The sequence below is a fragment of the Fibrisoma limi BUZ 3 genome (assembly GCF_000296815.2).
Lineage (GTDB): Bacteria > Bacteroidota > Bacteroidia > Cytophagales > Spirosomataceae > Fibrisoma > Fibrisoma limi.
The window spans coordinates 172314-197682 of sequence record NZ_CAIT01000009.1 but is presented as its reverse complement, the minus strand read 5'-3'; the positions used below and the strand labels follow the sequence as shown (position 1 = coordinate 197682).

General features: G+C 52.7%; 22 protein-coding genes and 1 rRNA gene. 10 read left to right on the top strand and 13 right to left on the bottom strand.

Going from position 1 to position 25369, the window contains the following annotated elements; genetic code table 11:
* Positions 1–101 precede the first annotated feature (101 nt).
* Positions 102–213: ribosomal RNA gene (gene rrf / locus BN8_RS20320) — 5S ribosomal RNA — on the top strand.
* A gap of 170 nt (positions 214–383) precedes the next feature.
* Here rrf and BN8_RS20315 read toward each other — a convergent pair.
* The 4 genes from BN8_RS20315 to pyrE are packed head-to-tail and all read right to left on the bottom strand — an operon-like array spanning position 384 to position 3906.
* Positions 384–2309 carry a glycoside hydrolase family 88/105 protein gene (locus BN8_RS20315; RefSeq protein WP_009283817.1) on the bottom strand — a complete coding sequence of 642 codons (1926 nt, stop codon included), beginning with the start codon at positions 2307–2309 and terminating at the stop codon, positions 384–386.
* 47 nt (positions 2310–2356) lie between these two features.
* Positions 2357–2791 (bottom strand): (4Fe-4S)-binding protein, encoded by a 435-nt coding sequence (locus tag BN8_RS20310; RefSeq protein ID WP_009283816.1) that lies wholly within the window; start codon positions 2789–2791, stop codon positions 2357–2359.
* Positions 2788–3186 (bottom strand): OsmC family protein, encoded by a 399-nt coding sequence (locus BN8_RS20305; RefSeq protein WP_009283815.1) that lies wholly within the window; start codon positions 3184–3186, stop codon positions 2788–2790. Before BN8_RS20305 ends, BN8_RS20310 begins: the two co-directional genes overlap by 4 nt.
* 39 nt (positions 3187–3225) lie before the next feature.
* A complete protein-coding gene (gene pyrE / locus BN8_RS20300; RefSeq protein ID WP_009283814.1) occupies positions 3226–3906 on the bottom strand; it encodes an orotate phosphoribosyltransferase in 681 nt (226 codons plus the stop codon).
* Between the two features lie 141 nt (positions 3907–4047).
* On the opposite strand from pyrE, the gene BN8_RS20295 reads away from it, so the two are divergent.
* The 3 genes from BN8_RS20295 to BN8_RS20285 all read left to right on the top strand — a co-directional run bounded on the left by BN8_RS20295 (position 4048) and on the right by BN8_RS20285 (position 10599).
* Complete coding sequence (locus tag BN8_RS20295; protein ID WP_009283813.1) at positions 4048–5952, top strand: ATP-binding protein; 1905 nt, start codon at positions 4048–4050, stop codon at positions 5950–5952.
* A gap of 114 nt (positions 5953–6066) precedes the next feature.
* Positions 6067–8400: a PAS domain-containing sensor histidine kinase gene (locus tag BN8_RS31965; RefSeq protein ID WP_009283812.1), complete on the top strand. Its 2334-nt coding sequence runs from the start codon at positions 6067–6069 to the stop codon at positions 8398–8400.
* A gap of 78 nt (positions 8401–8478) precedes the next feature.
* The gene (locus tag BN8_RS20285; protein WP_009283811.1) at positions 8479–10599 is read left to right on the top strand and encodes an outer membrane protein assembly factor BamB family protein; all 2121 of its coding nucleotides are present in this window, start codon (positions 8479–8481) and stop codon (positions 10597–10599) included.
* Between the two features lie 9 nt (positions 10600–10608).
* Here the strand turns inward: BN8_RS20285 and BN8_RS20280 are convergent, their stop codons facing one another.
* The 7 genes from BN8_RS20280 to BN8_RS20250 form a co-directional block, all read right to left on the bottom strand.
* Positions 10609–11898: a hemolysin family protein gene (locus tag BN8_RS20280; RefSeq protein WP_009283810.1), complete on the bottom strand. Its 1290-nt coding sequence runs from the start codon at positions 11896–11898 to the stop codon at positions 10609–10611.
* Between the two features lie 14 nt (positions 11899–11912).
* The gene (locus BN8_RS20275; RefSeq protein WP_040006649.1) at positions 11913–12146 is read right to left on the bottom strand and encodes a hypothetical protein; all 234 of its coding nucleotides are present in this window, start codon (positions 12144–12146) and stop codon (positions 11913–11915) included.
* A 72-nt stretch (positions 12147–12218) separates the two neighbouring features.
* The gene (ccsA, locus tag BN8_RS20270; RefSeq protein WP_009283808.1) at positions 12219–14927 is read right to left on the bottom strand and encodes a cytochrome c biogenesis protein CcsA; all 2709 of its coding nucleotides are present in this window, start codon (positions 14925–14927) and stop codon (positions 12219–12221) included.
* A 72-nt stretch (positions 14928–14999) separates the two neighbouring features.
* The gene (locus BN8_RS20265; RefSeq protein WP_009283807.1) at positions 15000–15440 is read right to left on the bottom strand and encodes a cytochrome c maturation protein CcmE domain-containing protein; all 441 of its coding nucleotides are present in this window, start codon (positions 15438–15440) and stop codon (positions 15000–15002) included.
* 49 nt (positions 15441–15489) lie between these two features.
* Entirely contained in the window at positions 15490–15747 is a 258-nt protein-coding gene (locus tag BN8_RS20260; RefSeq protein ID WP_009283806.1) for a CcmD family protein, read from the bottom strand.
* A gap of 33 nt (positions 15748–15780) precedes the next feature.
* The gene (ccsA, locus tag BN8_RS20255) at positions 15781–16440 is read right to left on the bottom strand and encodes a cytochrome c biogenesis protein CcsA (protein WP_009283805.1); all 660 of its coding nucleotides are present in this window, start codon (positions 16438–16440) and stop codon (positions 15781–15783) included.
* Positions 16441–16558: 118 nt separating this feature from the next.
* A complete protein-coding gene (locus BN8_RS20250) occupies positions 16559–17233 on the bottom strand; it encodes a heme exporter protein CcmB (RefSeq protein WP_009283804.1) in 675 nt (224 codons plus the stop codon).
* 150 nt (positions 17234–17383) lie between these two features.
* Here BN8_RS20250 and BN8_RS20245 point away from each other — a divergent pair, with 150 nt between their 5' ends.
* The 3 genes from BN8_RS20245 to feoB all read left to right on the top strand — a co-directional run bounded on the left by BN8_RS20245 (position 17384) and on the right by feoB (position 20721).
* Positions 17384–18157: a sulfite exporter TauE/SafE family protein gene (locus tag BN8_RS20245; RefSeq protein ID WP_009283803.1), complete on the top strand. Its 774-nt coding sequence runs from the start codon at positions 17384–17386 to the stop codon at positions 18155–18157.
* A 134-nt stretch (positions 18158–18291) separates the two neighbouring features.
* A complete protein-coding gene (locus BN8_RS20240) occupies positions 18292–18519 on the top strand; it encodes a FeoA family protein (RefSeq protein WP_009283802.1) in 228 nt (75 codons plus the stop codon).
* A 24-nt stretch (positions 18520–18543) separates the two neighbouring features.
* A complete protein-coding gene (feoB, locus tag BN8_RS20235; RefSeq protein WP_009283801.1) occupies positions 18544–20721 on the top strand; it encodes a ferrous iron transport protein B in 2178 nt (725 codons plus the stop codon).
* Between the two features lie 473 nt (positions 20722–21194).
* Here the strand turns inward: feoB and BN8_RS20230 are convergent, their stop codons facing one another.
* The gene (locus BN8_RS20230) at positions 21195–22697 is read right to left on the bottom strand and encodes a bifunctional ADP-dependent NAD(P)H-hydrate dehydratase/NAD(P)H-hydrate epimerase (RefSeq protein ID WP_009283800.1); all 1503 of its coding nucleotides are present in this window, start codon (positions 22695–22697) and stop codon (positions 21195–21197) included.
* A gap of 117 nt (positions 22698–22814) precedes the next feature.
* Between BN8_RS20230 and rplS the strand changes: the two genes are divergently transcribed.
* The 3 genes from rplS to BN8_RS20215 are packed head-to-tail and all read left to right on the top strand — an operon-like array spanning position 22815 to position 25011.
* On the top strand, positions 22815–23195 hold the full coding sequence (rplS, locus tag BN8_RS20225; protein ID WP_009283799.1) for a 50S ribosomal protein L19: 381 nt from the start codon (positions 22815–22817) through the stop codon (positions 23193–23195).
* Positions 23196–23252: 57 nt separating this feature from the next.
* The gene (gene dapF / locus BN8_RS20220) at positions 23253–24026 is read left to right on the top strand and encodes a diaminopimelate epimerase (RefSeq protein WP_009283798.1); all 774 of its coding nucleotides are present in this window, start codon (positions 23253–23255) and stop codon (positions 24024–24026) included.
* A gap of 55 nt (positions 24027–24081) precedes the next feature.
* Entirely contained in the window at positions 24082–25011 is a 930-nt protein-coding gene (locus BN8_RS20215; protein WP_009283797.1) for a bestrophin family protein, read from the top strand.
* Position 25012: 1 nt separating this feature from the next.
* Here the strand turns inward: BN8_RS20215 and BN8_RS20210 are convergent, their stop codons facing one another.
* Complete coding sequence (locus tag BN8_RS20210) at positions 25013–25321, bottom strand: rhodanese-like domain-containing protein (RefSeq protein WP_009283796.1); 309 nt, start codon at positions 25319–25321, stop codon at positions 25013–25015.
* Between the last annotated feature and the right edge of the window lie 48 nt (positions 25322–25369).

The following is a 25369-nucleotide window of genomic DNA, read 5'->3' as shown; positions in this document are numbered from 1 at the left end:
TCTTTCTCTGTGCTGTCCAAGACACGAAGGTGTGTTTTGGAGTCGAAGGCTGCAACGATCTAAGCTGGTCCTGGTTAGGGGCTGGCGCCAGTCACAAGGAGGCTGGTGGTCATAAGGCGGGTGAGCACCTCTTTCCATCCCGAACAGAGCCGTTAAGCCCCGCACTGCCGATGGTACTGGAGTCGTTTCCGGGAGAGTAGGTAGCTGCCACCTCTTGTCAAGCGAGTCGAAGCCGTCCCAAAAGGACGGCTTTACTCATTTTAAGCCATTTGAAACCACATTTTACAAGATAAGCGCTTGCTGCTTTTAACAGATGAATTGCTTTGCATTTATGTTGTCGTAACGCAAAGCGTATTCATGGATTAGAATTTTATGAATTGCACCTATTTCTGAGTCCGCAAACCTTTCTTTGACTCAATAAGCAGCCAAATTGCCAAATCTTTAGCGGCCGAAAAGTTTTGATAAGTTGCTGGTATCCGGCGACCGTCGGTGTATTCGTTGTATAGCCAGGGATCGCCAACTGCAAAGACTGTTCCCTTGCCATATTGTGAAACAGCGATGATAACGTCATTATCGGCTTTTAAGACTGCTGTAGCTGGAGCCTGTATGTCAAGGGTAGCCAAATCCTTAATATATACTGTGTTAGTGTGTTTAAAGATGGGGTGATTCGCTGGAATATCAAGCCGGCCTTGTTCCCATTTGGTTCCTTCAACGCTATTACGGTTCTTATCCATAAACCGAATGCCAAAAGCCTGCGCTAATTGATTGAAGTGTGGAATTTCACAGTTGGCCGTGTCGTTGGCCATCAAAACCAGAACTCCCCCTGCTTTAACCCAATCGCTAATTGCTTTTACATCCTGCGCTCGAACGTAGTTCGGTTGTTTGGCTTCTTTCGGAGAATCAGGGTCGACAATGATATACACATCCAAAGCATTTAAACTGGAGCTAGTGGGAGCTATCGTAACAGCCTGTGTATTTGCGCCAAGATCTTGGAAGATAGAACCCCATAGCCAAAAACCTGAATGGGTACGGTCTTCCCAGGTATAATGAAAACGTTCCTGACCCGTGGCTGTTGAGCGGTATTCGTTGTTGAAGTAGTAATCAAGCCCAACTGTTTTCCCGGCTCCAACCGACTGCTCAGCGGCAATTTCCATCTCTACACTGGCCATAATGAATGACCCAATGCCTTTCAAGTCGTTTTTTCGAATCGGTTCACTTAAATAGTAAGCATAGCTGCCGTCTCGGTAAGGTTCACCACCTAGACCGCCGACGCTGACAACCCCGTCGAGGCTAAAAAGCCCGTCGGTATCAGATTTAACAAATTTGTCAAGTACGCCCTGGTAGCCTCTCCGGGCGTTGTTCAACAAGCTATTGGGGAGGTATCCTTTACGAACTCCTTTAGCTAATGCATACACCAACATCGACGTAGCAGATGATTCTATATAATTGCCCTGGCGACTACCCTGATCAATAATCTGGTACCAGCCGCCGGATGCTGGGTCTTGATACTGAACCAACACTGGCATCAGCCGTTGCAGATAGCTTACCAGTTGTGTCCGCTCAGGATGATTATCGGGAAAGTAATCCAGTACGTCAACCAGGGACATGGCGTACCAACCCAGGGCACGACCCCAGAAAGTTGGCGACTGACCCGTTTTAGAATTGGCCCATCGTTGCTGTCGGCTCTCATCGTAGCCATGATAAAGCAGGCCGGTTTTTGGATCAATAAGGTGTTTTTCAATCAGGGCAAACTGGTTGGCGATGTCATCAAAAGCGGTTGGTTCATTAAACAAAAGAGCGTGTTCGGCATAGAATGGCTCGGCCATGTATAGCCCATCGAGCCACATCTGATTTGGATACTGCTGCTTATGCCAGAAGCCGCCCTCTTTTGTGCGGGGTTGCTCCTTAAGCTGCTGTCGGAGTAGGGTAGCTGCCTTTTGGTAACGTTCGCGGCCTGGCTGTGTCTGCTGGCTCAGCATGAGCAGTAAGCGGCCGGTTGCAATATTATCGAGGTTGTAGTCGCCGGGCTTATACGTACGGATGCTGCCATCTTTCCCGACAAACTGATTGATATTATTCAGAATATAGTCGTAGTATTTACCGTCGCCGGTTCGGTTCCAGACCCGTTCGATGGCCTTGAGTACGAGTCCCTGTTCGTAATCCCAGCGAGCATTTTTCTGATTCCCGGTTACGATGGAATCGTTGTGCCTGGCCATAAAGGTGTCAGCCATTTTCTGCGACCAGGGTTTCGTCTGCGCAAAAACGGATGGAACTATGAACAGGAAAGCAAAAAGGAAGCGGATCAACATGACAACCTTACTGATGTTGATCCTAAAAGCGGATAATCCTGGCGAATCTACCCCTTGAAATTAACCTTGATGTGTGATCCGTCGCAATAAGGTTTATTACTGCTCGAGCCACAACGGCAGAAAGCAGTGACGTTGTGTTTCAAGGTTTCGTGCCCTTCGGCATCTTTTACGCGCAGGTTGCCATACACCAGTAATGGACCATTGAGCAGGGGCTCAACAATACTTTCGGCCTCTATATCTTCCGGTTTGACATGTTCCTCGTTACGGAAATAGCTTAAGGCTTTAGATGGGCATCGATCAACCTGTTCGATGATCCGGTCGGTGGAAGCTCCACTCATGTTTACCCACGGCCGGGCACGTGGATTGAACACGTCGATAAGCTGTGTCCAGCAGAGCTTGGAATGAATGCATACAGCAGGTTTCCAGACGACGGTAATTTCGCCGTTGGTATAAGTCTTGGTGATATCTTCAGAAGGCGTCATGGCTCAATCAGGGCAGTATCGAAGTCAATGGGGTTTGCCAGTGCTTTATGAATAGGGCAGCGATCCGCAATTTCACGTAGTCGCAGGCGTTGTTCTTCGGATAAATCACCGTTTAAAATCACTTGCGTTGTAAACAGCGACCGGTTGTTTTCTACATCGCGCGCGTAGTCGACATGAGCCACCGCCGATTCGAGCGGCCAGCCTTTGCGGTCGGCGTACATTCGCAGGGTGATAACGATACAACTGGCCAGGGCACTGCATAACAACTCGGTGGGTCGCATACCCCGGTCTAACCCGCCGACATCGAACGGTTCATCAGCGACAATTACCTGGGTTTTGCCTGAAATGTGGGTTTCGTAAGGCGTACGTTCAATGCGGGCAGTTACGGTTGACATACTGCAAGATAGTGATTTCTCTAAAGCACAACGGATGAACTATCGACCCCACTCGGCCGGGTTTTCGCGCCAGGCTGCCAGTGATTCCATAGCGTCGGCAGAAATGTAGTTCAGCGACTGAGCCTCGGTAAGTAGTGCTTCATAATCGCTGAGGCAAACCAGCGATACATTTTTATCGGCGAAGTTCTGGGCTGCCAGTGGAAATCCATACGTAAAAATAGCCGCCATACCGAGTACCTCAGCCCCGGCCTGGCGGAGGGCATCCACGACTTTCAGAGAACTACCGCCGGTTGAGATCAGGTCTTCAATTACAACGACCCGCGCCCCGGCTTCCAGCCTTCCTTCAATCTGATTACCCATCCCGTGTTTTTTCGGCTCGGGCCGGACGTAGCAGTATGGAAGCCCTAATACGTCGGCTACCAATGCCCCCTGCGGAATACCGGCCGTTGCAACGCCAGCAATAACCTCAGCGGAGGGAAAATGCTGGCGAATGACGTCAGCCAGGGCATTCTTGATGTACGTCCGTACGTCCGGATAAGAAAGGGCAACGCGGTTGTCGCAATAAATGGGCGACTGCCAACCCGAACTCCAGGTGAATGGTTGATCGGGCCGCAGACGAACGGCCTGTACGGTAAGCAGATGCCGGGCCACTTCTCGTTTGATGATTGTTGGATTCAAGGGGACGAACCGGATGATTAATGTATGCTGCAAAGAAAGCATCAAAACGTGAGCGTTCGACGCGGCAGGTAAATGCCGGGCGGCAATAATTTTTTTAATCCAGGTTGATAGTGTCTGCGAAATCAGAAAAAAAGTTTATTTTAAACCACATAAATAACCTTCCTTGATAAACCACTACCATTAATGTACCCGCTTACCCTGTCGTCGGAACTACTGTTGGAAAGCGTATTTCAGACGTCGCTTAACGGCATTTTAGTATGCCGGGCTATACGCGACGGATCAGAGCAAATTGTCGATTTTGACGTCATCAGATGTAATAGTCAGGCTGCCGTCTTAACGGGTTTTACCGAAGAACAGATTCTTAATAATAGCATGCTGACGCTCGATCCGGACGGCTGTGCAAGCGGCATCTTCGAGCAATACGTCAACGTTGTACATACGGGCCGCTCCGTTCGGATCGAGCACTACTTTGAGGGCGGTAATGTGTGGCTGCTTCAGGCTTTGACAAAATTTGAGGATGGCGTACTGGTGTCTATGGCAGATGTTACGGCCACCAAACTGGTTGAGCAGCAACGATTAAACGAACAGGCGTTGTTTCAAACCGTTCTGGATTACGCGCAGACGGGAATTGCCGTAATGGATGCAGTACGGGATGAGTCGGGTCGGATAATCGATTTTGTTTTTACGCACATCAATGAAGACGCTGAGCGAATTACCAAACGTAGCCGCGCCGAACTGATTGGGCAGCGGTACTCGCAGGTCTGGCCCGGTGCTACCACGAATGGCGTGCTGAGTTGGCACATCCACGTGGCTGAATCCGGAGAGCCTGTCAGATTGAACGGGATGAATTACCCGGTTGGGGACTATGATGGATGGTACAATGTCCGCATCAGGCCTTACGGTAAGGGTGTGGTCGCTACGTTTGTGGATGTGACCGCCCTCAAAAAAGCGGAGCTGGCCAAGGAAAAGCAGGCTGAACTGTTACGTTCTGTCCTCGATAACTCGTCGAGCCTCATCATTGCGTTTGAAGCGGTTCGGGACCCTGCGGACGGCCGTATTGTCGATTTCCGTTACGTAGCGCAGAATGAAGCCAGCCGGCAAAGCGTCAGTCGTACCGACGAGCAGGTAATTGGCCACACGATGCTCGAATATTTTCCGCACGTTATTGAAACCGGGCTGTTCAATCGCTATTTGCAGGTGATCGAAACCGGCCAGTCGATGCGGTTTGAGCAGGAGTATAACTACGATCAACTAACGGGCTGGTTCGAAATTTCCGTGATGAAGTGGGGCGATGGTATCGTACTAACACTGGTCGATATTACGGCCAGTAAGCGGCATCAGCAGGAAATTGAAGCAGCCAATCTGGGGCTCCAACGCGCCAATGATAACCTGCAGCAGTTTGCGTACGTAGCCAGCCATGATCTACAGGAGCCGCTGCGGAAGATTACGGCCTTCAGCGACGTACTGGTCGACCAGTATGCCGACGTACTGGATGATTCGGGAAAGGACATCGTGCAACGTATGCAATCGGCGGCTGGCCGGATGTCGGAGCTGATTCGGGACGTACTGGCGTATTCGCGGGTTAGTACGCACCGCGAGTCATTCCGGCGGGTATCGCTAACAAAAGTGTTGGCCGATGTAGTTCGGGAATTAAATCCGGAGCAAAAAAAGGCGAATATCACCGTGGATGTCGATCGCTTGCCGGAGGTGCTCGGCGATCAGACGCAACTTTATCAGTTGTTCGAGAATTTGCTGAGTAATGCCATCAAGTTTCAGCCACCGGGGCAGTCGGCGGTGGTGCGAATCAACTGCCGGGCCGTTATGGGCGCGGACGTATCGGTAAACGGACAAAGCTCTTTCTGCGAAATAAGCGTGCAGGACAACGGCATTGGGTTCGATCCGAAATATGCCGACCGTATTTTTCAGGTTTTTCAGCGGCTGCATACCCGCCAGCAGTACGCCGGTACGGGCGTCGGTCTGGCCATCTGCAAGCGCGTAATCGAAAACCATAATGGGGTTATTTACGCCAGCAGCCAGCCCGGACGTGGCGCTACCTTCCGGGTGTATCTGCCTACCCTGGCAGAGTAGCTACGTATATGAGCCCAGTCCAGTTCGGGTGGATAACCTACCCACCGGGACTGGATTTGGTTTGCCAATCTTCCGGCGGTTCTTTACCTTCGTTTACCTTCTTTGCACACGTTTATGGACGCAACGCTTCCATCGGATACTGTAATTTCGTCGCTCTGGCAGATCGCTTTAGATCATTCTGCCACGGGGATAGCAGTATATGAACTTTTGGAAGACCCCGACGGGGCGTCTCCCGACTTCCGATTGTTGATGGAAAATTGCCGGGCGTCGGAGATCATAGGGGTCAACCTTCGCAGTAAGATAGGCGGGAAAATAAGCGAAATGTTTCCCAACGGACAGGAAACCAGCCTTTGGGAGACAGCGCTGCAGGTGATCAGAACCGGTCAGAAAAGTACCCATGAACTGCCATATGTCATTCAGGATACGGGGCACCCCGGCTGGTATAAGCTAATTATCAGTTCCGCCAATGATGGTCGGCACGTTGTGTTTTCGTTTACGGACATCACTGAGCATAAAGAACAGATAGCCCGCGAACTCCACCAGAACACGCTGCTTCGAACCATCCTCAACAGCGCGCTGAATGGAGTGATCTATTACCGGGCTATTCGCGAAGCGAGTTCTAACGGTCAGGGGCTGGGGCAGATTGTTGATTTCCAGGAAGTACTGCACAATACGGCGGCTGAACAACAAACGCGACAGACCGCCGAGGATTTCAGGGTGAGAACCATGCTGGAACGGTATCCAGAACGGGGAAAGCCCGGCGAGGCAGCCAATGAGCTTTTTCAGGCGATGGTCCGCGTAACGGAAACGGGTATTCCTGAGCGTAGAGTGCAGTACATCCCTTCGCATCACATGACCTTCGATTTATCGATGGTTAAGCTGGAAGACGGGTTCGTGATTTCGCTGCTGGATATTTCTGAACAGGTTGAACAGCTTAAACATATCGAGCGGCAGGCCCATCAGTTCACCGATCTCCTCAATAGCCTGGCCAGTGGACTCGTCATCTTTGACATTAAGCGCAACGACGCCGGCGAGGTAGTTGACCTGATTTATGAAAGCATCAGCCAGTCGGTACTGAACGATATAGGCCGCTCCCGCGACGAAGTGGTGGGCAAAGGTATGCTGGAGTTGTTGCCGGGTGCAATGCCCACACCTTGGCAGAAATATCTTGAGGTTATTCAAACGGGAGTGCCTGTGCGGCTTGAGGACAGCTACCCAAAAGGCGACGCTATCCATTACCTCGACGTATCGGTCACACCTTTCAGCACGAACAAACTGCTGGTGAGCTATACCAGTACCAACGAGACAAAAAAAATGCTTCAGGTGCTGCGGAGCCAGGCCATCCTGTTCAACACCATGTCTCGTAACGTACCGGATGTAGGTGCTCTGGTAGTGAACAGTAACCTGCGGGTTGTGTTTGCTAATGGCGAGTTGCCGGAAGAGCTGTTTCCGCTTAATCCGCCGACTGGTATTATCGACCGTCGGCTGGATCAGGCACTACGGCCAACCTATCGTACTGAGTTGAGGAACTACCTGCAGGATGCCCTCGGGGGCATTAGCCGGACACTGATCCAGCCGGTCGGCGATCGGGTATACGAAGTGTACGTGGGGCCCGTCAACGACGAAGCCGAAGCCGGCGATACGTTGATGGCCATGGCCATTTACCGGAACATCAGCCAGGCCCGGCGCTACCAGCGCGAACTTGAGCAGTCGGTGACGGAACTAAAGCGGTCAAACGAAAGTCTGGAGCAGTTTGCCTACGTAGCCAGCCACGATTTGCAGGAGCCGCTGCGAAAAATTCAGGCCTTTGGCGATGTATTACGGGCGCAATACGTACCCGCATTGGGTGAGTCCGGAGCCGATCTGGTACACCGGATGCAATCGGCAGCGGCCCGGATGTCGGATCTGATCAAAGATCTGCTCGAGTTTTCGCGACTGACCAATATGCAGGAAACACACGAGCTGGTGTCGCTGGCGTCGGTGGTCAATAGTGTCGTTCAGGATCTGGATCTGATCATTCAGGAAAAACGGGCCGTTATCGAATTCGATGATTTGCCAGCCCTGATGGGGGATGCTCCGCAGTTGCACAGGTTGTTTCAGAATCTGCTGTCCAACGCCCTGAAGTTTTGTAAGGAGGGGGTACCGCCACACGTCGTTATTTCGGCCGTTATGGTCGAAGGCCGTAGCATACAGGGTGTGTTGCTGACGGATGAACGCCGGTCGTTTGTCCGGATCGACGTGAAGGACAACGGTATCGGGTTCGATGAAAAGTATACGGACCGGATCTTCACCATTTTTCAGCGGCTACACGGCCGCAGTCATTATCCGGGGACGGGCATCGGTCTGGCCATCTGCCGCAAGATAACGGATAACCACCGGGGCTACATCCGGGCCACCAGTCGCGAAGGCGAGGGGGCTACGTTTCAAATCTACCTGCCGATTGCCTGAGCCATATACGGGGCATTAGTATAAAACGCTTACCCCCGTATTTTGCCTTATAGAACCCCGAGACTTTCCCGCCTGCTCATGAAACGCTTACTTCTGTGGTTGTTCGCCGTAGGATTACTGCTGAACGCCGGCATGAAACTGCCTATTTTGCCGGTACCGGATACCGACTGGCTTGAATACAACGGCAACGGTGCCCGGAACCACTATTCGGCTCTTGCCCAGATAACGCCCGATAATGTGCAGCACCTGCGGGTGGCCTGGACGTATGAATCGGGCGGGGCTGATACGGTGCAGAACAGGACGCAGATGCAGTGTAATCCCATTGTGGTAGGTGGAATACTCTACGGTGTATCAGCAGGTACACAGGCGTTTGCGCTCGATGCGGCTACGGGTCGGGAGATCTGGAAAACGGCACTGACCGACAATGGTGGCACCACCAGCCGGGGCGTTACGTATTGGACGGATGGCCGAACTGCCCAAATCTTTTTCGGGGCTGGCAAATGGCTGTACGCACTCGATGCCCAGACCGGGCGACCCATTGCCAGTTTTGGCGAGCAGGGGCGAATTAATCTCCGAACGGGATTGGAGCGGCCGGGGGCGGATGAGTATGTGGTATCGAATACACCCAACACGATTTATAAAAACCTGTTGATTGTAGGTGCGCGGGTGGCCGAATCAGAAACGGCCTTATTGGGCGACGTCCGGGCGTTCGATACCCGAACGGGTAAACTCGTCTGGACATTTCGGACCATACCGCAGGCCGGCGAAACAGGATATGATACGTGGTCGCCACGGCCCGGGCGTCAGCACGTTGGTGGAGCCAATGCCTGGGCGGGAATGGCCATTGATCGGGAGCGAGGGATTGTTTACATCCCCACCGGCTCGGCGGCTTATGATTTTTACGGGGGGAATCGCCAGGGAAGTAACCTGTTTGCCAACTGCCTGCTGGCGCTGGATGCACAAACGGGTAAGCGATTGTGGCATTTTCAACTGGTGCACCACGACATCTGGGACCGCGATCCTCCCGCTCCACCAAACCTGCTGACTGTAACGCATAAAGGACCCGATGGGAAGCCAAAGCGTATTGATGCCGTAGCGCAGATTACCAAGCAGGGTTATATTTTTGTGTTTGATCGCGTTACGGGTAAACCTTTATTTCCCATTGACGAACGGCCTGTTCCGACGGATGGAGTAGCGGGTGAGCAGCCATTTTCGACACAACCAATCCCGCTTGGACCGGATTACTTCACCCGGCAGGCATTTACTGAAAAAGACCTTAATTCCTTTGTCGCCAACCGGGATTCGCTGGCGGGCGTTATCCGGCAGGCCCGAACCGGTCGGGCGTATCTGCCCATCACCCAGACGCTGACCATATTTTACCCGGGTACCGATGGCGGAGGACAATGGGGTGGCGCTGCGGTCGACCCGGATGGCGTCCTATACGTACCGGCCAAAGAGATTCCGGTGTACACTTCCCTGGAAAAGCGCCGGACAGCCTCGGCCGGAACTGCACTGACCGGTACGCAGCTATACAACCTGCGGTGTGCCGCCTGCCACGGTACCGACCGGCGCGGGAACCACGATGGCTCTTACCCGTCGCTGGTCGCGATTGACAAGCGGCTGTCGGTTGATCAGGTCAGGCAGATTCTACAGAAAGGCCGTAGTATGATGCCTTCCTTCGCCCACCTGTCAGCGGCTGAACACAAAGCGCTCATTGATTTTCTGTTTCAGAAAGAGTCGGCACAAGCCGTGGTTTCGTCGCAGGCAACAACTGTACCGTATCAGCATACGGGCTATAACCGCTGGTACGATGCGAATGGATACCCGGTCAGTACGCCCCCCTGGGGAACCCTTACGGCCGTTGATCTAAACTCCGGTAAGCGTCGGTGGCAGGTGCCATTGGGTGAGTATCCGGAACTAACGGCGCGGGGTATTCCGCCAACGGGTACGGATAACTACGGTGGTCCACTCGTCACGGCCAGCCGGCTGTTATTTATTGCGGCCAGTCGGGATGAACAATTTCGGGCGTTTGATACCCAAACGGGCAAGGTGTTGTGGCAAACGTCACTGCCGGCTGCCGGCTATGCCTCACCGAGTACGTATGCCATAGGCGGGAGACAGTACGTAGTGCTTGCCTGCGGAGGGGGCAAACTCAAGACCAAATCCGGGGATAAATACGTAGCGTTCGCATTGCCTTAGAAGAAACGCTTACTCGGCCGCTTCCCGATTCAGATGCACTCTAACGGTGTCTATCCGCGTACCGCTCATTGACACGATCGTAAACGTAAAGGGAGAAAGGTCAATAATATCCCCCACCTTTGGCAGGTCTTCATTTTCGGCCAGAATATAGCCGCCGAGTGTATCGTAGTCGCCTTCAGGTATTGTCCAGCCGTATTTCTCGTTCAGGTCGTCGATTTCATGACGGGCGCTGAGCAGCCATGTCCAGTCGTCGATCTGCCGTTCGACCCAGTCCTCGTTGGTATCGTACTCGTCCTGAATCTCGCCGAAGATCTGTTCGACCATGTCCTCGACGCTGACGATGCCGGCCGTTCCTCCAAATTCGTCAACGACGAGAGCCAGACTTTTCCGCTCGGCCAGAAAGCGCATCAGCAGATCCTGGGCGGGCATTGTTTCCGGAACGGTAATGATAGGGGTCAGAATCTGTTCGATGGACGACGGCTTCTGGAACAGGGCCAGGGCGTGGCAGTAGCCAATCACGTCATCAATATTCTCGCGATACACCACAATTTTAGAGTGTCCGCTGGTCTGAAATGCCTGCCGAAGATCTTCCAGCGTATCATCAACGGCGACGGCCGCAATTTCGGTGCGGGGAACCAGACAGTCACGAACGCGCACATCGCGGAATTCGATGGCGTTGTTGAAGATACGCGTGTCAACTTCCAGGTCCTCCTGTGTATCTGCTTTCTGATTAAGCTGCTGAAGGTAGTTGTTGAGGTCCGTCAGCCCAAAAACCGGCTTGATTTCGGTCTGCTGCCGACCCAATACGTAGCGAATCACGAAACGGGCAATACCAACCAGCACACGAACGATAGGAGCAATAGCCTGATAAATGACCCACAACGGCACAGCCAGACGTTCCAGAAAGGCATCCGGGTGAATCAGGGCCAGGCTCTTGGGTAAGTAATCGGCCAGGGGCAGAAAAATAACGGTCAGGAGAATAGTCTCAAGCGTAATGAGCATGAACTCACTTTCGGCCCACCCTGCCGGCAACATAGACAACAATAACGGATTCAGCACCGTAACGCCCAGCACCGTGAACGTAACCAGAAAGAGGGTATTGCCGGTGAGTGTGGTCCCGATAAACAGGATTGGGTTTTTCAAAAAGCCTGAAACCAGCTTCTCGCTGAGCGGTCCCTGCTTGCTGTGAATCTCAAAATACAACCGGTTCACTGATACATAGGCCATCTCCACGGCGGAGAAAAAGCCGGCCGTAACGAGCGCTAGTAACGCACCAAACAGAAGGGTAAAGAATTCCATGGGAAAACCGCAATCTATTTCTTTTTCTTCTTCCGATTCCGGTCAGCCTCCATTTGCTTGATGGTTGGCGACACGATTTTCTCCCGTTCTAGCCGCCGGTTGCGGACGAACTGGAATGAAAACAGGAACGCCAGGCAGACCATCAGTATCCAGTAGCTTTCGGCAAAACTGGTCCGGCGGACTTCCAGAATCCATAAAAGCAGTGATCCAAGCGCCAGGGCAATCAATATGGTTTCGGACAGTTTCATAAACAAAAACCAGTTGGTCAGCCAAACCATGCACACCTGCATAGCTCGGCTGACCAACTGACTAATTAACGATTATGCCATGCCCTTGTTCCGCATTTTCGAAAATTCGCGGTACCGACGGACCGTTGCCATCAGGAAGCCAATGACCAGAATGAACGTACCGATCCAAAGGACATTGATGAGCGGCTTTTCAAAGGCTTTCAGGACGATGTAATCGCGCTGCTTTCGGTTAACGGCGAAGGTGAATTTGCCGGTACGGGGGTCAATTTCGTTCAACTGGATGCGAAGGCCCAGCTCTTCATTCGTTTCGGCCCGGCGACCAACCAGGCGGTCTTTGATAATGAATGCCGGCGACAGGATATGCTCACCGTTTTTGTCCAGTACCCGCACCTGCGCCTTTACGGCAGCATCGTTCGGGCCAAGTTCCGTACCATCAACGTCGTTTGTACGTACTACATCGTCCAGAATCGCCACATAATCATTCAGGAAAAATGTATCCTTTAAGGCTACACTGTACGTTTCGGTTTTGTCCCACTGATCTTCGGCCGTTGGATCGGGGGCTGTTGCTACGTACGTGTAAAGATCGCGGCCGACCTTACGGCTAATATCTGGTGATAACACTACGCCCATCCGTTCGTTGACCTGAAGTCGCGGATACAACGTAAAGATTTTGCCACTTGGCTCACGGTACTCAACCTCGTAGAAAATATTTTCAGGAAAGAGGGCCAGCGTATCCCCTTTTTTATGGTAGACTTTGCCGTTGACGTCGATATCGCGTAGCGCAATGCCGTGGAAATCACCCTCGATGAGCTGTACCCATGAACGCGGAAAATAACCAGGTACGTCGCGTGCTTCAATACGCTGACCGCGGTACGTTAGCTGATACTGATCCATCCGTTCGGACTGGTTCAGCCAGAGCAGGACGTTCTCTTTGTTTTCCTTATTGTCGTTCTTGGTGAAGTCTTCGGAGCGCGAAATCAGAATGCCACTGTTGTTCAGCGAAATAACCCGGGAGTAGCCCGATGAAAACAAGACGCCGATGAGCATGAGTGCCATACCAATATGGGCTACTGCACCACCCGACAGTCGATAGTTACCCCGAATAACACCCAGCAGAATGGTACCGTTAGCGACAATAGCGAATACCGAAGCTACCAGCAGAGCCATGTATACGGGGTTCCGAACTTCACCGAAGGCAATCAATCCCGCACTGATCAACAGGGTGAGAATAGCCGGCGTTACGAGGGCATTCCAGTTTCGGTTCTCTACTTTCCGCCACCACATGTACTGACCAATGCCCGACAGCAATGCAATAATGGCAAAGAACCAGATCTGGAACTTGTTGTAGTGAGCAATCTGATCGACCGGCAGCGCGAGATTTGATACCTTACCAAACGACTCCAGAATGCTGTTGTATACCGGAATCGATGTGGTTGCAATCACCTGAAAACCTGCCAGGCACAGCACCGTAGCGCCGATAAAGAGCCAGAACTCTTTCGTGTATACCGAGGTTTCCTGCTCATCGCTCGGGATGAGTTTCCACTTACGGGCCGCCAGGAAAACGGACAGGATAATAAACGCAAACAGATAAACCAACAGTTGACCCGACAGGCCCAAATCCGTAAACGAGTGTACCGACGCATTACCGAGAATACCACTCCGGGTCAGGAACGTAGAGTACAAAATCAGGATAAACTGGGCGATCGTCAGGATAATAGCCGTTTTCAGGCCGGTAGAACTGCGCTTGGCGATGAGCATGGTATGCAGCGCGGCCACCATAATCAACCACGGTACATACACGGCATTTTCGACGGGATCCCAGTTCCAGTAGCCACCGAAGTTGAGGGTTTCGTAGGCCCAGTAGCCACCCATCATAATCCCGACGCCCAGAATCATGGCACCCAGCAGGGTCCAGGGCAGCGCCGGCCGAATCCATTCGAGCGGCTGGTTACGCCATAGCCCGGCCATGCAGTAAGCAAACGGAACCAGGGTCAGGGCAAAACCTAAAAATAGAGTAGGGGGGTGAATCACCATCCAGTAGTTCTGGAGCAGCGGATTCATGCCTTTCCCATCTTCCGGAACAAACAGCGGGTCGGTCGCGAAGATGGGTGCGTCGGGCATGGCTTCCCGCAGCAACAGGAACGGCGATGAGCCAATCTTTAATGTATCGCCGAACACAACCCCCAGAATCATCGACGCCAGAAAAGCCTGCACAAGGGCAAACACCATCATCATCGGCGCTTCCCACTTTCGGTTTGTGTTGATCAGGATCACACCCAGCACCGCATTCCAGAAAATCCAGAGCAGGAAACTACCCTCCTGGCCGTGCCAGAAACTGGAGATGATATATTCGGCCGGGAGCGCTTTTGACGAGTAGCTCCACGCGTAATGGTACTCGAAATAGTGATTGCTGACAATGTAGAACAAAGCGCCTACGATACCCACAACCGCCACGCCATGAACATAAAAAGCCCAGCGGGCCAGCATCCGCCAGTCGTTGCGGGGTTCACCCGCCTTACCGGCAACGGCTGCCTTGCCAGACGGAGTTTTCTTGTCGGTTCTGGGGCGTTTGGAAGAAACCGGAATACTGGTCCGACCGGCCCCTGCACTGGTCACTTCGGCGTATTCCAGTCGCTCTGCGCGCTCGAACTCAACAGGAGCGCTATCAGCCTTACGCTGAGAAAGAGCCACGAGCAGATACGCGATCGTCGAGACCAACGCCGTTACAAACGACAGAATGACAAAGAAGTGACCGATATTACCGACCGTTGTATGGATCATTGGTTGAATGATTGAATCAATGAAGTATTGAATAAGTGGCAGAGCACAAACTGTGTCGCGCCACCCAACACCTTACAGCTTAGCCGTTTTGGCCTCGTGTTCGGTGGTTTCCAGCTTGCCGTCCTGATACTTCGATGGGCACTTCAGCAGAATCTTGTTGCACTGAAAGTGGTCGTCCTGCATCGAGCCGATCACGACAACCTGCTCCGACCGATCGAAATCCTGCGGCTTCGGCGCGTTATACACCACCTTCTGCACTCGGTTATCGTTGTCGACGAGCGTGAACTCAAAATGATTGGGGTCCATCTCGGGCTGATAAAACAACCCTTCGATCTGCCCGGCAGCATCTTTTTTCAGTTTGCCGACCACGTGAATCATATCGTCGTTACCATCCTTGGCCATCTGAGCAGCCTGAGTGAAGGTCACGTACGAACTGGCGTCGCCGGCGGTAGAAACGATGATAGCAATGGCAATGGCGATAACGATGATGCCGAAGATGTGAGAAAGTTTCATTGTACGTAATCGTTAATGGTGGACGTCCGACCTATGTAATAGGACATCACTACCGGACGTTTAGGGGCTGATGTTTGTCTTTTACTTCATTCTCCAGTTTGCCGATCTTCCGGTCCAACTGAATCAGATACGTAATAATGCCGGCAAACACCACTGCGATGACGGCTACGACGACCCAGATCTTGCCATCGGCCCGGAGCCGGTCGGCCATCTCAACCCCGTCCGTGACAGGCTGTTGAGCGAAAAGGTTCTGGGCGGTCAGCAGAACCGTTGCCAGTGCAAGTTTGCCTTTTAGAAATAAGCTCATAATGGTAATCAGGTAACGAAAAGTAACCCCGAATCATTCCTCAACAACGGCGCGAATTCGGCTTAATCTGACCCGTAGTTCAGTAATCCAGACGCCCAGGAGCGTGAAACCGATAACGGCCGGGTAAAACACCATCCGCATCTGGCTATTCATGTCGTACTGCCCGAATGCCGGATTACCCCCGTTGCCGGGGTGCAGTGAATCGGTCAGGCGCGGCAGAATAAATATCAGCGGAACAAAGACCGCAAACGCAAAGATGTTGTACACCGCCGAAATCCGGGCGCGTCGCTGCTCATCATCGAACGAACCGCGCAGAATCAGATAAGCAAAATACAGTAGCATTGCCACAGCGGCCCCGTTTAGTTTTGGGTCGTTCGGCCACGGCTCACCCCAGGTAAAATTGGCCCACACTGAGCCGGTCGCACACCCCAGCAGACCAAATACGATACCTGTGTTGGCAAATTCAACCGCGATCCGATCATGGTCGGCAAGGCCGCTCCGCAGGTAACGTATCGAAAAAATAGCTGACGTGAGCAGCAACGTAGTCATGCCAAACCACAGCGGTACGTGGAAGTACACGTTGCGGATGCTTTCGTTTAGAATTGGTTGCCGCGGCACCTTACCCAATATTCCCCAGAATACGGTGTAGGTAAGAATGGCAACGGCAAGAATCTTCCACCAGGAATTTTTCATTTTTCTTACAATTTACGGTTTTCGGTTTACGATTTCGGCGCTCCAGTGCTCCGGCGGACTAACGCAATCTCGTACAGCCGAAAACTGAAAACCGTAAACCAAATACCAACTACCGATTCTAGCTCCGCCATAGAAACGGAAACAGCATCCATGACAAGGCGAGTACAATCGCATCAATTGCCAGCACAATCCCAATTTCATCCCAGCTTACGCTGCGGTCGAGACCGTCGATGGCATTTTTCGAGACCCGAAGCAGCATCAGCAGCAGCGGCAGCACGATCGGGAAGCTCAATACGGCCATCAGGGTCGCTGAGTTTTCGGCCTTCGAGGCTATGCCCGCGATCAGGGTCAACGAAGCCGCAAAGCCAATTGCCCCCAACGCCAGACTCAACAAATACAACAGTACGTCCTGCACCGGATTCCCCAGCACGAACGCATAGACCACAAATCCAAGTCCGGCCAGGGCCAGCATCAACACGATATTGTACAGAATCTTCGACAGAATAATCTGCTGCGGACTCGCCAGCGTGTAATAGTACAAAAGCCGGCCGGCCCGTTCCTGCACAAAGCTCTTGGCAATGGCATTGATGGCCGTAAAGAGCAAAATAATCCAGAATAGTGTATTCCAGACAATCGGCGTCAGCAGGCCCCGCCGGGCGCTGAAACTCAGGTAGCACACGAACACCGCCCCGACAATGTACAACAGCATGCCATTAAGTGCGTAGCGTTGCCGCCATTCGAGCAGAAACTCTTTCCGCATCAACGCACCCAATTGCCGTACTGATTCCGCCATGCTAGTTCTTTTTAATGTACAAAATTACGACACAAGCAGGTAGGGTAAAAGAAATAAATTGAAGTTCGTGAGTGAAGTGAAAATTTTAACCGGTGAAACGGAAACCTAAACCCATGAGGAAGCGCTTCTTTAGTCAAGAACCCACTGTTTATGGACTATAGTACCCCGCTTACGCTCTGTGGCTTTTCGTTCCTGGCGGGCTTTATTGACGCAATTATCGGGGGTGGAGGACTCATCCAAACGCCAGCTATGTTGTTTACCTTGCCCAATTATCCCGTACCGACGCTGATCGGTACGACGAAGATTCCATCACTGGCCGGGAGTCTTATGGGAGCGACTCAATATAGTCGTCGGGTGGCGGTGGCTGGGCGTTTTATCGGCCCGGCCATGGCCATTGCGTTCGGCATGTCGTGGTTAGGCTCGTGGACGCTCACGCGCGTACCCAACAGCTTCATGAAACCGCTCGCGTTGGTGATCCTGACGGCCGTGTTTATCTATACCCTCAGCCGGAAAAATTTCGGGCAGGCCAACCAGCGCACCCTTTCGGCCAGTCAGCAGCGGAGTCGTATGTGGCTGATGGGTGGGCTGATTGGGTTCTACGACGGTTTCTTTGGCCCGGGAACCGGCAGCTTTCTGGTTCTGGGGTTTATTGCACTGATTGGATTTGATTTTCTGAAAGCCAGCGCCCATGCCAAATGGATCAATGCATCGACTAACCTGGCCAGTGTACTGTTTTTTGCCATTAAAGGCACTATGCTTTATACCATTGCCCTGCCAATGGCCGTAGCCAATCTGTCGGGGGCGTTTCTGGGAGCCAGGCTGGCCATCCTGAAAGGCAACCAGTTTATCCGTGTGTTTTTCCTGTTGATTATCGCGGTGACAATTCTCCGCTTTGGCTATGATATCGTCGTTTCTTTCACTTGAGGGCCGTAGCAACCTCCGGGCTTTCTTTTTCTCATCGTCTCTGCTTGCATCATTAAACTTTCCGTCGTAATCTTGCGTTAATTTGAATGAATCTAAATAAATGTTAACGCCTGACGGCGGCATCCACCGACACCATGAGCAAGCGCAGTGTTGCTGATCTGAAAATTGGAGAACGAGCTATTATTCGGTCTTTTAACGACCAGTTGATGTCGCTCAAGTTGTTGGAAATGGGCTGCTTGCCGGGTGCTGAAGTTTGTATTCACTGCAAGGCTCCGCTGGGTGATCCCATCTGCCTGAACGTATCGGGCTATTGTTTATCCATGCGCCGGTCGGAAGCAGCTACCATTCTGATTGATAATTAGCGGTATTGGTTCAGGTGGCCCGCTATGTGGCCTGCCTATCAAGCAGAATACTGCGAATCCCGGCGGGGAACCGCGTACACCAATTTGAAAACGTCCCCCGTAATTGCTTTAGTTGGAAACCCGAATGCCGGTAAGTCATCGCTCTTCAATCAACTGACCGGCCTACGCCAGAAAACCGGTAATTTTCCTGGGGTGACCGTAGACAAGAAGTCGGGTCCGTGGCCGATTGATGCCCAAACCGAAGCCATCGTTGTTGATCTTCCCGGCGTTTACTCCATATATCCCAAATCACTCGACGAGCAGATTGTTACGGACATACTGGCCAACCCCCAGCACCCGGATTATCCTGATGTTGCCGTGGTGGTGGTCGATGCGTCCAACCTGCGCCGGAATCTACTGCTCTTTACGCAAATAGCGGATCTGGGCGTACCGGTAGTGCTGGCACTGAACATGCTCGACGTCGCCAAAAAACAGCACCAGGAGGTTAACGCCGTCAAGTTGGCCATGCGGCTGGGCGTACCGGTGGTACGCATTAACGCCCGGACGGGCGAAGGGCTGGACCAGTTAAAAAAAGCCGTCGTTACGCAACTGAACGAGCCTACGCTGCCCCGTCAGTTATTCTTTGACCCGGCTGAACAGGTGGGCGAGCTGATCGCTGATACCAAAGGGTCATATCAGCTCAAAAACAACTACCTCGCGCTCCAGTACGTCATCCAGCACGATGGCTTCTCGTTTCTGGACCAGCAGCAGCGTCGGGGGCTGGACAGCATCATCGACCGGTATCGTTTCAGCGAGCCGGAATTTCAGGCCAGTGAAACCATTACGCGTTACCAGCGCATTGCCGACGTCATTGCCGACGCGGTTGTTGACCGCCGGCCGATCGATCAGCCGACCTGGAGCCAGCGGCTCGACCGGATTCTGCTGCATCCGGTGTGGGGGTATGCCATTTTTGCGTTTATCCTGCTGCTGATCTTTCAGGCCATCTTTGCCTGGGCTCAGCCTTTCATGGATGCTATCGACTCGGGCGTAGCCTGGCTCAATGGTACCCTCAAAGAGCAACTGCCCGATGGCCCACTTACTGATCTGCTTACGGATGGCATACTGGCCGGAATCGGCGGTATTCTCGTGTTTATCCCTCAGATCGCGTTCCTGTTTTTCCTGATTGCATTGCTGGAAGAATCCGGCTATATGTCGCGGGTGATGGTCATTATGGACCGGATCATGCGCAAGTTTGGACTGAATGGCCGGAGTGTAGTGCCGTTGATCTCGGGCGTCGCCTGCGCGGTACCGGCCATCATGGCAACCCGTAGCATTGGTACCCGGCGCGACCGGCTCATTACCATTCTGGTTACTCCCCTGATGAGCTGTTCGGCCCGGCTACCTATCTATACTATCCTTATTGCGCTGGTCGTACCCAGGCAGCAGATCTTTGGCTTTTTCAACCTACAGGGGCTGGCCTTGATGGGGCTCTATCTACTGGGGCTGTTCAGCGCGTTGCTGTCCGCCTACGTATTGAAGCTGGTGCTGCGTTCGAAGGAGCGGAGCTTCTTCATCATGGAGCTGCCTACGTTCAAACTGCCTCGCTGGAACCACGTCGGACTAACGGTCTGGGAAAGTGTCCGCTCGTTTGTCTGGGAAGCCGGGCGGGTCATCTTAGCCATCTCTGTCGTTTTGTGGGTGCTGGCCAGCTACGGCCCCGGCGACGACATGCAGCAGGCAGAGGAGCGGGTCAGGCGGCAGAGTGCCGGCCTGTCCACTGAGCAGTTGGAAAATCAGGTAGCTTCCCAGCGGCTTGAAGCCTCGTATGCCGGTCATTTTGGCCATTTTATCGAGCCGGTTATCAAACCATTGGGGTACGACTGGAAAATTGGTATCGCGCTGCTGAGTTCGTTTGCAGCCCGTGAGGTGTTTGTTGGCACGATGTCGACGATTTACAGCATCGGTTCGGGCGACGATGATGATGGAACAACGATCCGGGAGCGGTTGCGGTCGGAGCGCAACCCCGACACCGGTGGGCCAATGTACACCCCGGCACTGGCGTTTTCTTTACTGATTTTTTACGTATTCGCCATGATGTGTATGAGTACGCTGGCGGCTACCCAGCGCGAGACCCGAAGCTGGAAATGGCCTGCTGTTCAACTGATTTACATGAGCGCCCTTGCCTACGTAGCCGCTTTTCTGACGTATCAGGTATTGAGTTGATCCGTAGGCTTATAAAGCAATCGCCCGGCCAATACGATTGACTGTATTGGCCGGGCGATTAATGCACCTGGGGCGAATTACCAAAGAAGCCCTTTGGAGATAAGCGGGTAAATAAAGTGGTACAGAATGTATGTAAATAAAGCGAGTGTTAGTCCACCCAGAGCAGTCGTTTGATCTAATACTAAACGACTCTTTCTAGTCGGCCGGCTCATGCGCCACTCCCGTTGTGCTACGTTTCTCATGGTACCTGGTGGTATAGATGTGGTGAAGACAACGCAAATTTGGGGCCGGGAACCTTATTTTTTTAGAGCGGAACTACGCTTCATTTATTATACGTATAACTACCTGATACTTTTTGTGTGAACGTATCTCGGATTCATATAAACTAATCTGGACGAAATAGTCGATTAGTCAGGTTAAAGTGTGGAGTGTGGTAATGTCTCCACAACTGTAGTAGTGCTAAATCCACACTGCTAATCCCACCGCAGGGCGTCGATTACGTCCGAAGCCACCATACCAATAGGCCCCCGTTGGTCAGCAGCACGGTCGCCGGCCAGGCCATGAGCAAACACACCCAATACGGCGGCCTCAACGGAGTCGTAACCTTGGGCCAGTAAAGCCGTCAGCACGCCTGTCAGTACGTCGCCGGTACCACCGGTACTCAATCCCGGATTACCGGTTGAATTAAAATGCACCTCACCGTCGGGAGTAGCCACCGCCGTGAAGGCACCTTTCAGAATCACCACCACCCGATACCGTTTGGCGAAAGCCTGCAGGCTGTTCAGCTTTTCGTAATCATCCGCCCATGGCTGAGTCAGCCGTTCGAACTCCTTAGGATGCGGGGTCAGAATACTGTTGTGGGGAAGGATGTCGAGCAGCTCGCGGTGCTCGGCCAGCAGGTTCAGCGCGTCGGCATCGAGTACAATCGGCTTTTTCAGGGTGGGCAGCAGTTCCCGCAGCATGGCCAGCGTTTCGGGAGCTTTACCGATTCCCGGGCCAATGCCTACCGTCGAGTATTCGGCCGGAGCAGGACTTTCCACCTCACTCTGCCCCGTCAGCACATACTGATGGCCGTCGGGGCGACACATGGCCTCCGGGACGGCCGTTTGCAACACTGAATAGCCGCAGCGGGGTACCTGGACTGTCAGCAGCCCAACGCCTGACCGTAAGCAAGCCCGGGAAGCCAGTACGGCCGCCCCGATTTTACCATAGCTGCCGACCAGAAGTAAAGCATGGCCGTACGTGCCCTTGTGAGAAAACCGGTCACGTTTGTGTAGCAGCAGCCGGGCTTCGTGAGGAGTGGTGTAGTAATACGGCGTGGGGGCCAGATCAATGTATCGTTTGTTTAACTGGATGTTTACCAGGTGCCATTCACCAACGTATCGGCCGTTTCTGGGTAAAACAAAGGCCAGTTTGGGAAGCTGAAACGTAACGGTATGATCGGGCTCAATGATTACGTCATCGGGGCGATTGGGTTTATCAGCAAAGAGACCACTGGCGATATCGACTGAAATCACGGTTGCCGGTGCCCGGTTAATGGCTTCAATCGTACTCCGGATAATGCCCTCGGCCGGTCTCGACAGGCCTGATCCCAGAATGGCGTCAATTACGATCTCATTGTGCCGGATAGCGGGAATGTCGGTCGACAGTTCAATGTAGCTGACCTGTTCGGTGATCAGCTTCAGCCGCCGGTGATTGTGCATAAAATCGTCCGATTCGCGGGGCGCGTACCGTACTACGTAGATATCGAGGGTATAGTGCCGTTCCAGCAGGAGCCGGGCGATGGCCATACCATCGCCCCCGTTGTTGCCCAGTCCGCAGAAAATTTTGATAGGAGACGTGTTAGGATACCGGGCCGCGAACCATTCGACGAATCCCTGCGCTGCTCGTTCCATCAGGTTGAGCGGGGCAATGGGTTCGTGTTGGATAGTGGCCTGATCAAGCGCGCGAATCTGGTCAACATTCAGGATCTTCATGGAGTGCACTCAAGGTAATTTTGCAAAAGTATTTTCTGGCAGTGAGAAGTTTACTATATTTGCGGCTCATTTCGCAAATTCTTATCTGGCGATAGTAGCTATCACATATATACAGTCATGAACGACTTAATCAAACTGGTGGAGGCCGACAACGCACAACGTCGCACCAATCTGCCTGATTTCCGGTCCGGCGATACCGTAAACGTGCACGTCAAAATCCGCGAAGGCAATAAAGAGCGTATTCAGGTGTTTACAGGTACGGTGATTCAGCGCCGTAACCCAAATACCAACGGTGAAACGTTTACCGTTCGCAAAGTATCAAACGGCATTGGCGTAGAGCGGATTTTCCCGGCTCTGTCTCCCAACGTCGACAAGGTTGAAATCGTACGCATGGGTAAAGTACGTCGCGCGCGGTTGTTCTACCTCCGCGGCCGTCAGGGTAAAGCTGCCCGTGTGAAAGAGCGGAAAGCAAAAGTAACACAGGTAGTAGCAGCCTAATTGCTGTCAAGCACATTGTTGAAAAGCTGCCTGAAAAGGCGGCTTTTTTTGTAAGCTATGAACTTCTTTAAATACCAGGGAACCGGCAATGACTTTGTGCTGGTTGACGACCGCGACCAGACATTCCCGGCCGGTGATCAGGCTTTCATCGAGCGGTTATGTCACCGGCGGTTCGGCATTGGGGCTGATGGCCTGATTCTGCTTCAGAACGATTCCGAGTATGACTTCCGGATGGTGTATTTCAATGCGGATGGCGCCGAAGGAAGCATGTGCGGTAATGGCGGGCGGTGTATCGTACGGTTTGCGCACGACCTGGGCTTGTTCGAAAGCGAAACCCGCTTCCGGGCCGTTGATGGTGAACACGTAGCGGTGGTGTGCGAAGAAGAAATCTTTTTGAAGATGAACGATGTAGCCGGTATGGAGCAGCACCCTGGCCACACGTTCCTGAATACCGGTTCGCCCCACGTCGTCAAGTTTGCCGAAGACCTGGCGGCTATGGACGTAGTAGGCGAAGGCCGAGCCATCCGGTATTCGGAAGCTTTTCAGCCGGGGGGCACGAACGTGAACTTTGTCCAGGTCATGGACGATCATACGCTGTTTGTCCGGACTTACGAGCGGGGAGTGGAGGATGAAACCTACTCCTGCGGTACAGGCGTAACGGCGGCTGCGCTGGTGGTTCACCGGCAGTTGAACATGCCCGATCCGGTGTTTATTCAAACATTAGGAGGGAATCTGCGCGTGTCGTTCAACCCCGTAGAAGGTGGTGGCTTTACCGATGTCTACCTGATTGGTCCGGCCAGACGCGTTTTTGACGGGGTAATAACTCTTTGAGTAAAGTCGCAGTTATAGGTGGGGAATGTTTGTGCGAAACATGTAACTACTACCTATGATTGTTTACAAATCGAAGGACTGGCTGCCGGCCGTCTGGCATTTTCACACGGGGCCCACGGCAAAGGACTTGTTAGCCAAACTGGTCATAGTGGGCCTCTACGTAGCTGCCGTGTGCGTTGTTGAAATTCGGTATTACGACCTTCGGCTGAAAGATACGCCCAGCTCTTTTCTGCAGGCTATGGGTATTCTGCTTAGTCTGTTGCTCATCTTTCGTACTAACACCGCCTACGATCGTTTCTACGAAGGGCGCCGGACGTGGGGTGTTCTTGTGAACTGCTGCCGGAATCTGGCTATTTTTTATAACGCTGTTCTACCCAATGACGATGACACCAACCGGCAGTTTTTCGCCAAGGCTATTTCTAACTTTCCGTTTGCGCTGAAAAACCACCTTCGGGATCGGCCCAATCCCGACGAGCTGGATGTGCTGGAAGATGAAGATCGACGTGAACTGAGTAAAATTGAACACGGACCGGCCAGTGTTACCAATCATCTCTGGGTACACACGGAAGAGCTGTACCGAAGAGGCTACTTTTCTGAATCACAGCATATCAATCTTAATGAGCTGATCTCCGTTCTGATGGATGTGAGCGGTATCTGCGAACGGATCAAGAGTACGCCCATCCCCTTTTCCTACAACCTGTTTCTCAAGCTGTTTATCATGCTGTACGTAGCCGTGCTGCCGTTTACTATCATCGACGTCTATGGCTACCTGACCATCCCGATGGTGCTGTTTGCGTCGTATATCCTCGTAGGGCTGGAACTGATCGGTGAGGAGATTGAAGATCCGTTCGGTCTCGAACGTAACGATTTACCCCTGAATCAGCTTAGCCAGCAGATTCGCGTCAACGTGCACGATATTTTACAGATCCATCTGCCCCATGTGGAGAAACAGGCCGCCAAAGCCGGTTTTACCATCGTAACGTAGGTCAGGCTTCATCGCCCAGCAAACCGCCGTGCAGGTGGTAGATAGCTTTGTGCTGTAACTCGGGTTGACGTAGAAAATCCTTAGCCGCCACCCGACTGCGAACGCCGTTGGAGCAGATGACAATGAGTGTGTCGAATGGCTCTAATTCGGCTTTACGGGCGCGGATGTCGGGCAGGGGTATATTTATCCCGCCCATGTTAAACTCCTCGAATTCCCACTCGTCGCGCACGTCGACAACGACTGTATTGGGCTCCTCGCGTAGTAAATCAAGATCGGCGAGATTAATGTCCGTGTAAGGCTGTGTGGTCATACACAGGCGTAACAATCTATCTCGCCGACCTGTTCGCTAAGAGTCGCT

Excerpts from the sequence above, each read along its gene's own strand:
- BN8_RS20315 (WP_009283817.1), bottom strand. The coding sequence starts at position 2,309 with ATGTTGATCCGCTTCCTTTTTGCTTTCCTGTTCATAGTTCCATCCGTT.
- BN8_RS20310 (WP_009283816.1), bottom strand. The coding sequence starts at position 2,791 with ATGACGCCTTCTGAAGATATCACCAAGACTTATACCAACGGCGAAATT.
- BN8_RS20305 (WP_009283815.1), bottom strand. The coding sequence starts at position 3,186 with ATGTCAACCGTAACTGCCCGCATTGAACGTACGCCTTACGAAACCCAC.
- pyrE (WP_009283814.1), bottom strand. The coding sequence starts at position 3,906 with ATGCTTTCTTTGCAGCATACATTAATCATCCGGTTCGTCCCCTTGAAT.
- BN8_RS20295 (WP_009283813.1), top strand. The coding sequence starts at position 4,048 with ATGTACCCGCTTACCCTGTCGTCGGAACTACTGTTGGAAAGCGTATTT.
- BN8_RS31965 (WP_009283812.1), top strand. The coding sequence starts at position 6,067 with ATGGACGCAACGCTTCCATCGGATACTGTAATTTCGTCGCTCTGGCAG.
- BN8_RS20285 (WP_009283811.1), top strand. The coding sequence starts at position 8,479 with ATGAAACGCTTACTTCTGTGGTTGTTCGCCGTAGGATTACTGCTGAAC.
- BN8_RS20280 (WP_009283810.1), bottom strand. The coding sequence starts at position 11,898 with ATGGAATTCTTTACCCTTCTGTTTGGTGCGTTACTAGCGCTCGTTACG.
- BN8_RS20275 (WP_040006649.1), bottom strand. The coding sequence starts at position 12,146 with ATGAAACTGTCCGAAACCATATTGATTGCCCTGGCGCTTGGATCACTG.
- ccsA (WP_009283808.1), bottom strand. The coding sequence starts at position 14,927 with ATGATCCATACAACGGTCGGTAATATCGGTCACTTCTTTGTCATTCTG.
- BN8_RS20265 (WP_009283807.1), bottom strand. The coding sequence starts at position 15,440 with ATGAAACTTTCTCACATCTTCGGCATCATCGTTATCGCCATTGCCATT.
- BN8_RS20260 (WP_009283806.1), bottom strand. The coding sequence starts at position 15,747 with ATGAGCTTATTTCTAAAAGGCAAACTTGCACTGGCAACGGTTCTGCTG.
- ccsA (WP_009283805.1), bottom strand. The coding sequence starts at position 16,440 with ATGAAAAATTCCTGGTGGAAGATTCTTGCCGTTGCCATTCTTACCTAC.
- BN8_RS20250 (WP_009283804.1), bottom strand. The coding sequence starts at position 17,233 with ATGGCGGAATCAGTACGGCAATTGGGTGCGTTGATGCGGAAAGAGTTT.
- BN8_RS20245 (WP_009283803.1), top strand. The coding sequence starts at position 17,384 with ATGGACTATAGTACCCCGCTTACGCTCTGTGGCTTTTCGTTCCTGGCG.
- BN8_RS20240 (WP_009283802.1), top strand. The coding sequence starts at position 18,292 with ATGAGCAAGCGCAGTGTTGCTGATCTGAAAATTGGAGAACGAGCTATT.
- feoB (WP_009283801.1), top strand. The coding sequence starts at position 18,544 with ATGTGGCCTGCCTATCAAGCAGAATACTGCGAATCCCGGCGGGGAACC.
- BN8_RS20230 (WP_009283800.1), bottom strand. The coding sequence starts at position 22,697 with ATGAAGATCCTGAATGTTGACCAGATTCGCGCGCTTGATCAGGCCACT.
- rplS (WP_009283799.1), top strand. The coding sequence starts at position 22,815 with ATGAACGACTTAATCAAACTGGTGGAGGCCGACAACGCACAACGTCGC.
- dapF (WP_009283798.1), top strand. The coding sequence starts at position 23,253 with ATGAACTTCTTTAAATACCAGGGAACCGGCAATGACTTTGTGCTGGTT.
- BN8_RS20215 (WP_009283797.1), top strand. The coding sequence starts at position 24,082 with ATGATTGTTTACAAATCGAAGGACTGGCTGCCGGCCGTCTGGCATTTT.
- BN8_RS20210 (WP_009283796.1), bottom strand. The coding sequence starts at position 25,321 with ATGACCACACAGCCTTACACGGACATTAATCTCGCCGATCTTGATTTA.